This is a genomic window from Olivibacter sp. CPCC 100613 (genome assembly GCF_036959255.1).
Classification (GTDB): domain Bacteria; phylum Bacteroidota; class Bacteroidia; order Sphingobacteriales; family Sphingobacteriaceae; genus Olivibacter.
In genome coordinates this window covers 526,802-539,439 of the sequence record NZ_JAWMTI010000003.1, presented here as the reverse complement: position 1 = coordinate 539,439, position 12,638 = coordinate 526,802, and the positions used below count along the sequence as shown (strand labels likewise).

10 protein-coding genes and 1 tRNA gene are annotated in these 12,638 nt (G+C 41.0%); 10 read left to right on the top strand and 1 reads right to left on the bottom strand.

The features are described from left to right. Positions 1–20: 20 nt before the first annotated feature. A complete protein-coding gene (locus RYH73_RS13255) occupies positions 21–383 on the top strand; it encodes a winged helix-turn-helix transcriptional regulator (RefSeq protein WP_335313915.1) in 363 nt (120 codons plus the stop codon). Positions 384–768: 385 nt separating this feature from the next. On the opposite strand, the gene RYH73_RS13250 is transcribed toward RYH73_RS13255, so the two are convergent. Continuing rightward, a complete protein-coding gene (locus tag RYH73_RS13250) occupies positions 769–1,743 on the bottom strand; it encodes a helix-turn-helix transcriptional regulator (protein WP_335313914.1) in 975 nt (324 codons plus the stop codon). Between the two features lie 112 nt (positions 1,744–1,855). Between RYH73_RS13250 and RYH73_RS13245 the strand changes: the two genes are divergently transcribed. The 9 genes from RYH73_RS13245 (at position 1,856) to RYH73_RS13205 (ending at position 12,581) form a co-directional block, all read left to right on the top strand. Beyond that, complete coding sequence (locus RYH73_RS13245) at positions 1,856–4,270, top strand: TonB-dependent receptor (protein WP_335313913.1); 2,415 nt, start codon at positions 1,856–1,858, stop codon at positions 4,268–4,270. Positions 4,271–4,330: 60 nt separating this feature from the next. Beyond that, entirely contained in the window at positions 4,331–5,581 is a 1,251-nt protein-coding gene (locus RYH73_RS13240; protein WP_335313912.1) for a PepSY-associated TM helix domain-containing protein, read from the top strand. A gap of 191 nt (positions 5,582–5,772) precedes the next feature. Beyond that, positions 5,773–6,357, top strand: a complete 585-nt coding sequence (locus RYH73_RS13235) for a chemotaxis protein CheB (RefSeq protein ID WP_335313911.1) — start codon at positions 5,773–5,775, stop codon at positions 6,355–6,357. 108 nt (positions 6,358–6,465) lie between these two features. Further along, a tRNA-Leu gene (locus tag RYH73_RS13230) sits at positions 6,466–6,547 on the top strand. A gap of 61 nt (positions 6,548–6,608) precedes the next feature. Then, positions 6,609–7,952, top strand: a complete 1,344-nt coding sequence (tig, locus tag RYH73_RS13225; RefSeq protein WP_335313910.1) for a trigger factor — start codon at positions 6,609–6,611, stop codon at positions 7,950–7,952. Between the two features lie 250 nt (positions 7,953–8,202). Beyond that, positions 8,203–8,898: an ATP-dependent Clp endopeptidase proteolytic subunit ClpP gene (gene clpP / locus RYH73_RS13220; RefSeq protein WP_335313909.1), complete on the top strand. Its 696-nt coding sequence runs from the start codon at positions 8,203–8,205 to the stop codon at positions 8,896–8,898. A gap of 1 nt (position 8,899) precedes the next feature. Beyond that, a complete protein-coding gene (clpX, locus tag RYH73_RS13215; protein WP_335313908.1) occupies positions 8,900–10,144 on the top strand; it encodes an ATP-dependent Clp protease ATP-binding subunit ClpX in 1,245 nt (414 codons plus the stop codon). A 114-nt stretch (positions 10,145–10,258) separates the two neighbouring features. Next, entirely contained in the window at positions 10,259–11,077 is an 819-nt protein-coding gene (locus RYH73_RS13210; RefSeq protein ID WP_335313907.1) for an AMP nucleosidase, read from the top strand. Between the two features lie 142 nt (positions 11,078–11,219). Beyond that, the gene (locus RYH73_RS13205; RefSeq protein WP_335313906.1) at positions 11,220–12,581 is read left to right on the top strand and encodes a pyridoxal-phosphate dependent enzyme; all 1,362 of its coding nucleotides are present in this window, start codon (positions 11,220–11,222) and stop codon (positions 12,579–12,581) included. The last annotated feature ends 57 nt before the right edge of the window (positions 12,582–12,638 follow it).

Sequence of the window (12,638 nt, the reverse complement as noted above, 5' to 3'; positions counted from 1 at the left end):
AGGAAATAAAAAAATTAACGATGTACGAGAAAAAAATACCAAAAGATTTTAGTTGTGGTATGACTATTACATTTGAAATTATTGGAGGTAAGTGGAAACCTTGTTTAATTGATTCTATCAACCAAGGAATACGGAGACCTAGTGAGCTAGCAAAGCAACATCCGCATGCAAGCAAAAGAGTTTTGAGCTTGCAACTAAAAGAATTGGAGGCGTATGGTGTTATAAGAAAAGTAATTTATCCAGTACTTCCTCCTAAAGTCGAATATTTTTTAACTGAAGTAGGTGTATCTCTTTTACCGCTTGTTGATATGATGGAAAAATGGGGGAGCGAATTTATGAGTGAATTTAACAAGAAACAAGAGAATATATATGTTGAATCATAGCCATAGAAAATGACGCTATAATACAAGTTTCGTTTTCACCCCAGATATAAATTAACCGTTCTTTTTTAGGAATCGACACTTAAGTATGCGTTTGGTAATAGGATATGATCGTCTGCCTGTTATGATCTGTTTCTTATTGGCTAATTTGCTGAACATCGATAGCAGCCACTTGGTCGAGTAAATAGGGCATAAAAAAACCTCACTTTGGGGAAGTGAGGTAAAACTACTGTTTTTTAATCAACCTAACCTAATGTGTAAAATGAAAGTAAGTGCCTTTTGATATAAAAACTGATACGAAGTAAAACCTTTTTTTTCATGATAAAGAAATTTTTACACAGAAAGGTGTTTTCCTTACACTAAAAGGTTTTCTGGTCGTACGAACGGCTTATTTTCCGATATCTTTTGGCGTGAAACCGAACTTTTTTTTGAAAGCTTTGCTGAAATGATGAACGTACTTATAACCCATTAAATAGGAAATGTCCGTAACGGTGTGATCGCCTCTTTTCAATAGGCTGTAAGCGTTTTTCATCCGCACATCATGAATATAGCCAAAAACGGTCTGGCCAAACAACTCTTTAAATCCTTTTTTTAGTTTGAAATCATTAAAGCCCGCAACTTCTGCGAGTTGTGCTAGCGAATAGGAAGCCCCAGGTTTTGTGTCTATCAAATCTTTTAGGTGGTGAAGCCGATCGCGATCTTCTTTACGAAGTTTTATGTTTGGGGGGGTACTTTCTTTTCGAAATTGCGCTAGCTGTAGATTGAGAAGTTCAATAACCTTCGCTTCAATATACGTTTTTTTAAAGATGCCTTGGAATTCACAATATAAGATATCGTATATGACTTTACCCATTGTTGCCGTTATAACACGACTTTCGCTGCCAATTAAATGGGGGATACTTTTTTCAATGGCATTACCAAGGCTGCCTAAGGGACTCATATCCATCCCAAATAGCTTCTTGAAAAAGTCAACAGTAAAGGTTATATCAAGCACTTTACGGGAATTGGGATAAAATAATGTTCCATCTACTTCCGGTAGAAAAAGCAAGGTGTGTTTTCCATGTAGAATATCAATATGTCGACAAGAAATAGGCATTTTATGCGTGAAAGCCGAATGTCCTTCGATCTCAAATTGCATTTTGAGAAAAGGCTGCTCATGCACGGTTCGCAGTGAAATAGGATCAGGAACTACCCAGTCCCGATAGATGATACTTATACCGTCTATTTTAATAATACGATGTTTCGCCGTAACAAATGGATGGGCGAATTCCATGATTTCATCGCTAACATAAGCATCAGATAGGCTTTGAACTTTTTCTGCACGAAAGATTTCCTGAAAAGTTTGCGCGGATACTTCTTTCATCGTCTCTTAGTTAAAATACTCCGTTTTACGTTTAAATTACTCCCGATTGCGTTTACCAATCGATCAATTGCTTTTTACCTTTGCCTTATTTATAATAAGTCTTAATTACAATATGACGCAAAGGTATACAAAAAGTAAAAATATTACCGATTACGGTACTCATTTGGTAAATGTGCTCCTCCTTTCTTTAATGACTGTCCTGTGTTTGCCCTTACAAGCACAGGAGCACAGGAGCATCGTTAAAGGACGTGTGAAAACGCTTGACGGCGAACCCTTAGCTTATGCATCCGTTTTACTTTTAGACACCCGTTATGGATTGATGTCCGATCAGCATGGTGTTTTCTCTTTTGAGGCTCCGGCGGGCAGTTATACGCTTATTATCACCTATGCGGGTTTTACAACGAGTAAGTTATCCATTCGTATTCGTCCACAGGAAGTGACAGATGTAGGTGATATCGTTGTAAAAGCAGCTTCTAATGAGTTACGAGAGGTAATCGTATCGGACATACAAAGAAATAAATTTGCAAGGAAGGAAAGTAATGGCGTCGCTCGAATGCCATTGGCCGATTTGGAAAATCCATCATCATATAGTGTAGTAACCAAAGAGATTATGCAAGAGCAATTGGCTGTCGACTATAACACAGCAGTAGCCAGTGTTCCGGGCGTGGTGGTGAACAATGGCGTGAATGATAGTGGAAATGATGTTACCCTTCGCGGTTTCCGTGGCCAGGCAACTTTTCGAAATGGTTTAGCCATTGACCCACGTACGCAATCAGAAATTGCCAATGTTGAACGGGTAGAAATTTTAAAGGGGCCCGCCGGTACCTTATTTGGTGGCGCGATGTCAACCTATGGTGGTATTGTGAACACCATCACCAAAAAGCCCTTTGAGAGTTTTAGGGGGGAAGTATCCTATACGACGGGTAGCTGGGGCTTAAATCGGTTCACAGCAGATATCAATACACCGTTAAATGCTGATCGAACAGCGTTGTTGCGTGTTAATGCCGCCGGACATACACAGAGCAGTTTTCAAGATGCCGGTTTTTTGCGCAGTACTTCTTTTGCTGCAAGTATGCTGTTTAAAACAAGTGAACGAACAACTGTTCGTTTCGATGCCGAAGTTTATGCACCAAAAAAAACACTCAATGCCTATGTCCGGAATTCAAATGCATTAACCGTTGCTTCTATAAAAGATCTGAACTTAACAAATAAGCGTTCTTTTACGAGCGATGACATTGGTACGGGAAGGACTTCGATCTATGCGATGGCCGAAATCGAACATAAAATATCCAACCAATGGATTTCAAGAACCTCTTTTCAGCATGGGGAATCGGGGGAGGAGAATTCGGTTTTTCTTGTACTGTCGTATGTCGACAATGAACACATAGCAAGAGGTATTCGTCCATTTGATCAGTATCGTATTACAACAGATAATTTGCAGCAGAACTTTATTGGTGATTTTAAAATTGGCGGCTTACGTAATCGGATGGTTATTGGGATGGATTACTTTGCCCATACCCAGACGTATCAATTCGCTAATTTCCCCACCGTAGGTGGCCGAACGAGTGTTTTTGCAGCCTATGATACCGTACGCTTGGATGCATCAACGCCTTGGGCCTCCATCGCACGAAGTCAGGTTGCTGATTTGCAACGCGCCAATACGGAGAGCCAGCGTGATAAATATTATACGCTAAGTGCTTATGCTTCGGATGTTATTAACATTACCGATAAGCTTTTAGCCATGGCAAGTTTGCGCGTTGACCGCTATGAAAACCAACGGTCCTTAACCTCGGGTGTTCAGCAAGATAATGCCTATAATCAGGTACAGTTCTCGCCTAAATTTGGACTGGTATACCAGCCGATAAAAGAAAAAGTTGCGTTATTCGCCAACTATGTGAACGGCTTCCGCAATATAGCACCCGGTTTTGATGCAGAAGGAGCTGTTATCAATTGGAAGCCTGAACAAGCAAATCAGGTTGAAGGAGGTGTCAAGTTCGATTTATTCGATAATAAATTAAGTAGTACTATTAGCTATTATCATATCGATGTGAAGAATATGGTTCGCACGCTGGATGCGGTTACGCAAGTCCAGGACGGGAACCAAAAAAGTAAAGGTTTCGAAGTTGAAGTGATTGCAAATCCAATAGAAGGGCTCAATTTAGTGGCCGGTTATGCTTTTAATGATAATGAATATGCACTTTATAATGAGAGTTATCAGGGGCAGCGAGCCCCATGGACACCTGTGCATGTTGCTAATTTCTGGGCCAGTTATAAACTCCTGGAAGGTAAAGTCAAAGGCCTGGGTTTTGGCGCCGGGTTTAATCATGCCGGTAAAACGTATATGGAGATTTCGAATAAATTCGGGGTTCCGGCTTACACCATTGTGGGAGCAACGGCATTCTTCGACCAACCAAAATACCGCGTTGGTGTGAAAATTAACAACTTGACCAACCAGACCTACTGGAATTTTTACGGGCAGCCACAGAAGCCAACAGAAGTGGTCGCTAATATCTCCTATAAATTTTAAAAGGCTATTCGCTATAGAAGATTTAGCGAAATCAGGACCAAGCTATAATATATACACACGATGAAAGAAATGTTAAGATCAACCGATGCTCCCGCTAAGAAGATAGGGGAAAGTAACTTGAGCAAACTTATTGCCTGGATTCACTTATGGCCGAGTTTGGTGTCTGCTGTTATTTTGATCTTTGTGTGCATAACGGGAACTATTGTCGTGTATGGAGATGAGATCATGGCTTGGAGTGCGGGTGAAGCCAAATATGTGCAAGAGATAGGAGAGGAACGTCTACCGGTAGAAACATTGATCGCTAAGCTAAGGACGGAATTGCCCAAGTATGGTAACCCTGGTTATGCCGTGATCTACAAAGATCCTAAAAGAAGCGTTCGTTTTAATATGTTCAGCCGAACGGACGGCCTACGGATGGTTTATGTTGATCCATACACCGGCAAGATATTAAAAAACGATGCGTCTATTTATTTTTTTTACATCACCGCCCATCTACATAATTCCTTGCTCTTAGGAAAAACAGGACAGTGGATCGTGGATATTGCCACCATTATATTTCTGATCGAATTACTTACCGGTCTGATCCTTTGGTGGCCGGCGAAGTGGACAAAGTCAACGCGAACATCCAGTTTTAAAGTAAAATGGAATGCGAAGTTTAAGCGATTAAATTACGATTTGCACAATGTAATAGGCTTTTATGCGCTCTCGATTTGCCTCATCTTGACGGTAACGGGTCTGATCATCGCCTTTAAACCCCTTTCCAAGCTTACAATTGAGGCTTTCGGAGGGAATGCATCCCATGATTGGGAAGAAAACTTACCAGCCTTCGACGGAGAGAAAAATCCAGCGGATATCAACAAAACGATTTTTACTCTTTTTGCACAAAATCCAGACGCGCAGGAGGCGCAAGTTGCTACCTATAAAATCGATTCCGCGGGGTCCTATGGTTTACGATTAGCACGTACGATTGGTTTGAAAAGTGCAGATAACGCCCATATCTATTTTATTGACCGCTATTCAGGACAAGCAATTGATGCACCACAGGAGGCCGAGATGCACGAGCTAGTTGAAAATTGGTACTGGAGCCTTCATATGGGGACTTGGATGGGGCAGTGGGGTAAATTGGCGACATTTATTGGCGGATTGATCAGTACAAGTCTCCCGATAACTGGTTTTTTGATTTGGTGGGGCAGGCGAAAGAAGAAAGGGGTTAATCGAAAAGGAATCGCTTCCAACGAAGTGGTGAAAGTCTCCGGTGAAAGTCGTGTTTATAAACCGAAAGTATTGCTAAGTAGACTACCTCGCAACTGATGGTAAAGCATCCATGGCGCGTATTGCAGCCGTTTCACTTCCTCAATCCGCTTGGGCACTGCAATATAGACAGATGTGCAAATGCTTTGCTGCTCGTTGCTTCGATATTCATAAACCTTCATTTTTTACAACCCTGTCTTTTACAAGATTTTCCCTATTTTGACTAACTCTTTTTACCTTTACTGTAAGGTATGAAAAGTAAAGAAGCAAGAATAGAATTGTTAATCATGGCTTGTTCTGCAGGCGGCATGATATTATTGATGGACTTGCTGGCAAGCTTGCAAAAGAACGTCCGTTTTGCGGTGTTGGTTATTGTTCATAGAAATGATAGATACCAAAGTTCATTGGAGCAAATGGCACAGCAGCGGTGCCAGCTTCGTGTAAAATCGGCAGAAGAAAAGGAAATATTACAAGCCGGTACGGTTTACTTTGCCCCAGCGGGATATCATTTACTAATTGAAAACGATCACAGTGTTTCATTAGATGTTTCCGAGCCGGTGCATTATTGCAGGCCTTCTATTGATGTGAGTATGCAAAGTGCTGCCGAAGTTTATAAAGAGTCGCTCTTGGCAATCCTCCTATCAGGGGCAAACCGAGATGGCGCGGAAGGCATACACGCTATCTCCAGGTATGGCGGCATCACCGTGGTTCAGGACCCGAATGATGCAGAAGTTGACATAATGCCCCGAGCAGCTATCGCAACAGGTGCTGTAAGCGTAATTCTTTCAGATGAACAGTTGGAAGCTTATTGCACAAACCTACAAGGCGAAAATTAATGTTCCTATTATCAATGTGTTAACTTTTTTTAACTATTTTGTTTAAGAAATATTTGGAGGAAATGTCTTAATGTATTAGTTTTGCAGTCCAAAATAACACTAAGTACTGCGGAAGTGGCGTAATTGGTAGCCGCACCAGACTTAGGATCTGGCGCCGAGAGGCGTGGGGGTTCGAGTCCCTTCTTCCGCACTTGATTCCTCCCGACAATATCGGGAGGAATTTTTGTATTAAGCATATTAAAACGCAACGAATGAACATTTCACAGGAGAGGGTAGACGACCTGAATGCAGTTATCAATGTAGAAATTACCCCTGCAGATTACACAGACCGTGTAACCAAAGCAATAAAGGAACAGGCTAAGAAAGCAAAGCTTCCGGGGTTCCGTCCAGGCATGGTGCCGGCTTCACACATCAAAAAGACCTATGGTAAAGCTATTCTTTTTGATGAAATTAACCGACTTGTAAGCGACAGCTTAAATGACTACCTGACAGAAAATAAGGTTGAGGTACTTGGTCAACCGCTTCCAAAAGAAGATGCTGAGTCTTCTTACAACTGGGATTTTAACGATGACTTTAAATTTCAATATGAGATTGGTTTAGCACCTGCTTTCGAAGTGCCATTCAGTGAAAAGGATAAGGTGACGCAATATGATATTAAGGTAGATGATGAAACGCTGGCTTCGCGTATTAAAAACCTTCGGAAGAGCTATGGGAAAATGACGAATCCCGAAGTATCGGAAGATGGGGATGTGTTGTATAGTACGTTAACGCAATTGGATGCTGAAGGAAAAGTTTTAGAAGGAGGCTTGTCCAACACGGCATCTGTACGGACAGATCTTGTTGAAGATAAAAAGATAAAAAAATCGTTAATCGGACTAAAAAAAGACGACGAAGTTAAGGTTGATTTAAAGAAAGCTTTTAAGGATGAAACGATAGCACGTATATTAAATATAACTGAAGAGGAAGCAGCAGCTATAACGGAGGCTACCTTTCAATTAGTGGTGAAGAATGTGAATCGCTTGGAAGAAGCAGATCTAAATCAAGAGCTTTTTGACAAACTTTTTGGTAAGGATGAAGTAAAAACGGAAGAAGAATTTAGAGCGCGGGTTACTTCAGAAGTAGAATCTATGCTAACTCAAAACTCGGATCAGCGCTTGCAACAAGATCTTTACAATTTGGGAATGGGAAAAGTAAATGTCGAATTTCCTGATGAATTCTTAAAAAAATGGCTGAAAGCAACGAACGAGAAGTTAACAGAAGAAGAGCTTACGGAAGGGTATGCGGATTTTGTTAAAAATTTAAAGTGGACTTTGATTGAAAATAAGATTATTACCGAAAATAAGCTTGAAATCAAATATGAAGAAGTCTTTAAACTAGCAAAAGAGCGTATTGCTGCTCAATTTAAAATGTATAGCCCGGAGCCAATCAGTGAAGAACAACTGGCGCAATACACTGTTCAATTTCTTCAGGATAAAGAACAGGCCAACAGGCTTTTCGAAGAAGTGAAAGCATTGAAAGTTTTCGATTTCTTGAAAGGTATTGTGAAACTGAATAAGAAGGAGATCGACTACAATAAATTTTTGGAATTGAAGTAAGTCGCGTAATTTTTTATATGAAGCCACCTGTTTGAAAAAGCAGGTGGCTTATTTATTGGTAGGTGGTTGTATTTTGTCAGGTTTTTAATCGGTGAATAAGGCATTCTGTCAGTTTCGAGGGTACTGTGTCGTAGGCCCGGAGGCTTGGCGCATTCTTTGATGCCTGAAAGTAAAAAATAGTATTCACGCAAGCTATCATTCGAGATTCTAGAATTAATCTTATATATTAGCTAGGCAAAAGGCAAAAATCATGAGCATAGATAAAAATGAATTTAGAAAATACGCTGTTAAGCATCACGGTATAGGAAGTCAACATGTAGATAGTTTTATCAATCGGGTAGAGCAGCAGATGCCGGTTTCACTTACGCCTTATATTATTGAGGAACGTCAGCTGAACGTGGCTCAAATGGATGTATTCTCCCGTTTAATGATGGATAGAATTATCTTTTTAGGAGATGCCGTAACTGATCAGGTTGCGAACATCATCCAAGCCCAGTTGTTGTTTTTACAATCTGCTGATGCCCATAGGGATATACAAATCTATATTAATTCACCTGGGGGAAGCGTTTATGCCGGTTTGGGTATTTACGATACCATGCAGTATATTTCACCGGATGTGGCGACGATCTGTACGGGTATGGCTGCTTCGATGGGGGCCGTTCTATTGGTGGCAGGTGCAAAAGGTAAGCGTGCCGCGTTGAAACATTCACGGGTGATGATCCATCAGCCCTCCGGAGGAGCACAAGGTGTCGCTGCTGACATGGAAATCAACCTACGGGAAATGTTGAAATTAAAGAAAGAACTGTATCAGATTATTGCTGACCATTCCGGCCAATCGTATGATTGGGTAGAAAAAGCATCAGACCGCGACTTTTGGATGACCTCCGGTGAAGCAAAAGAAAACGGAATGATTGATGAGGTGTTATTAGGAAAGAAAGAAAAATAAAATGGCAAAGAACCCAAGAGAAGTTACTTGTTCATTCTGTGGTTTACGGAAGTCTGAAACCTTAATGCTTATTGCGGGCAATGACGCGCACATTTGTGACCGTTGCGTTGCCCAAGCCAATGAGATTTTGGCAGAGGAACTTACATTGCGTAAAAATAAGAGTGTACAAGCAGCACTTAAGTTATTGAAGCCTGCAGAAATCAAGTCGCATCTTGATCAATACGTTATCGGCCAAGACGATGCAAAGAAAGTGCTATCGGTGGCTGTTTACAATCATTATAAGCGGTTGAATCAAAAAGTGGACAAAGATGAAATTGAAATTGAAAAATCCAATATCATCATGGTCGGTGAAACCGGTACCGGTAAAACACTTTTAGCAAAAACAATAGCGAAGATATTAAATGTACCTTTTTGTATTTGCGATGCTACCGTTTTAACAGAAGCCGGTTATGTGGGTGAAGATGTTGAAAGCATCTTGACTCGGCTATTGCAGGCTGCTGATTACGACGTAGCCTCCGCTGAACGTGGAATTATTTATATTGATGAGATCGACAAGATCGCACGTAAAAGTGATAATCCATCTATTACACGCGATGTCTCGGGAGAAGGTGTACAGCAAGCGCTATTGAAGATTTTGGAAGGAACCGTGGTAAATGTTCCACCACAAGGAGGGCGTAAACATCCTGACCAAAAGATGATAGCAGTTAATACCAGTAATATCCTATTTATTTGCGGTGGTGCTTTTGACGGAATCCAGAAGAAAATAGCTAATCGTATGCGTACGCAAACAGTTGGCTATAAGATGAACAGTGAGCATGCCGAGATTGATCTTAATAATCTCTATAAATACATCACACCACAGGATTTAAAGGCCTTTGGCCTCATTCCGGAACTAATAGGTCGTTTACCGGTAATCACCTACCTGAATCCGTTAGATAGGGAAGCTTTATTGAATATTCTCACGGAGCCAAAAAATGCATTGGTTAAACAGTACAAGAAGTTGTTCGATTATGAACATATCGATCTTCAATTTGATCCAGAGGTGTTTGAATTTATTGTTGATAAGGCCAATGAGTTCAAATTGGGCGCTCGAGGGCTTCGAGCGATCTGTGAAGCCATTATGCTAGACGCGATGTTCGAAATCCCCTCTCGTGATAAAGACGATGGCGGGGAACTTTATATCAATCTCGACTACGCGAAACAAAAATTCGAGAAGTCTGATTTAAAGAAGCTTCACGTAGCTTAGAAAAAAATCCTCCGCACAAAACGGAGGATTTTTTGTATATTGTTTATGAGGTTGTGAATTGTTAAGTTACCACTAAACTATTTCCCGACTTTACTATTTTCTAAAAAGAAAACGATGGCAAAAACAGTAAAGGAAGTAGAATCACCGGTAAAAGCCGGTTTGAAGAATAAAGAAGATATCGTAAAAAATTGGTTGCCTCGTTATACAGGACGACCTTTGGAGGAATTTGGTGAATACATCCTGTTAACGAATTTTTCTCTTTATGTGAAATTATTTTCGGAATGGCACGATAATGCGCCGATTTACGGATTAGACAAGCCTATGCAAAGCGTATCGGCTGCGGGCATTACCATTATCAATTTCGGTATGGGGAGTCCGGTTGCGGCTACCATTATGGATCTGTTATCTGCCATACAGCCGAAAGCTGCTCTATTCTTGGGGAAAGCCGGCGGCTTGAAAAAAAAGAATAATATCGGTGATCTGATTTTACCAATTGCAGCTATTCGGGGAGAGGGGACCTCCAACGATTATCTGCCACCTGAAGTGCCCGCTTTACCCGCCTTCGCACTTCAGAAAGCAATATCGACCACCATCCGTGATAACAGTTTGGATTATTGGACCGGGACTGTTTATACAACGAACAGACGCGTTTGGGAACATGACAAGGATTTTAAAAAGTATTTAAAATCGTTGCGAGCAATGGCGGTAGACATGGAGACCGCTACAATTTTTACGGTTGGATTTGCGAATAAAATCCCTACAGGTGCATTATTATTGGTATCCGACCAGCCAATGATTCCGGAAGGTGTTAAAACCCAGGAAAGTGACTCGTCTGTTACCGCCAATTTTGTTGAAACGCACTTGAAGATTGGGATCGATTCACTCAAACAGTTAATTAATAATGGATTAACGGTAAAACACTTGAAGTTTTAGTTAGTTGCGTGGGAAATTGGCTTAATAGTTATTAGGCGGATCGTTGAATAACCTCATGACGTAAACCTAAAACCTGTTTTGTTGACCATCGAAGCTAATTTAAATTACTATGTTTGTATATAATCTATTAAACTTGTAGAGAATGTGGTACAATAATATTCTAGAGACGATCGGTAATACGCCCTTGGTAAAATTGAATAAGCTGACAAAAGACATTAAGGCAACGGTTTTAGCAAAGGTAGAGACAACCAACCCAGGTAATTCAATCAAGGATCGCATGGCGATTAAAATGATTGAAGATGCCGAACGTGCAGGGCTGCTCAAGCCAGGCGGAACGATTATTGAAGGTACTTCAGGCAATACCGGGATGGGCCTCGCTATTGCGGCTGTCATAAAAGGGTATAAATGTGTTTTCACAACGACAGACAAGCAGTCGAAAGAAAAAATTGACGCATTGCGCGCCTTCGGAGCCGAAGTCATCGTGTGTCCAACCAATGTGGAACCGGAAGATCCACGTTCTTATTATTCTGTTTCAAGCAGACTTGAAAGAGAGATTCCGAATGCATGGAAACCGAACCAATATGATAATCTCTCGAACAGTCAAGCTCATTACGAACAAACCGGCCCCGAAATATGGGAGCAAACGGAAGGAAAAATTACGCACTTATTAGTCGGGGTAGGAACAGGGGGAACCATCAGTGGTGCAGGGAAATATTTGAAAGAGAAAAACCCTTCTATTAAAGTATGGGGTATTGATACTTATGGTTCGGTGTTTAAGAAATATAAAGAAACAGGTGTTTTTGATAAGAACGAGATCTATCCCTATATTACCGAGGGTATCGGGGAAGATTTTTTACCTCGGAATGTCGATTTCGATGTGATCGATCACTTCGAAAAAGTGACCGATAAGGATGCTGCATTAATGACGGGCGAGATTGCACGAAAGGAAGGTATTTTTGTTGGAAACTCTGCGGGTGCGGCAATTGCCGGATTATTACAATTAAAAGATAGCTTAAAAGAAGGCGATTTGGTGGTTGTCATTTTTCATGATCACGGTTCTCGCTATATGGGGAAGATGTTTAACGAAGACTGGTTACGTGAACGTGGATTTCTCAAAGATACGAAGCTGACAGCCGAACGAATTCTCAAGAAACGGGGTCAACAGGAGATTGTGACGGTTGATGGCGAACAGTCGGTAATGGAGACTTTCAATACGATGAAAACCTTGAATATATCGCAAATTCCGATTACGCAGCAAGGGATGGTTGTCGGTAAAGTCACGGAGTCGGACATTTTGAACGCATTGCTGGAAAACCCCGGTGTAAAATCAGGCAAGGTACAGCAAATTATGACAGCGCCTTTTCCCTTTGTTGATCTAAACACTTCAATTGACCGGCTTTCATCACTCATTAACAAAGATAACAGTGCGGTGCTGGTAGAAGATGGGGAGGGTAAGCTGGAGATTATAACACAGTATGACATTATTAACGCCATTTCGGCTTGAAGGGATAGGCTGTGAAGTGTAAGGTTATATGAAACCTTACACCTTCAATACAAGGCC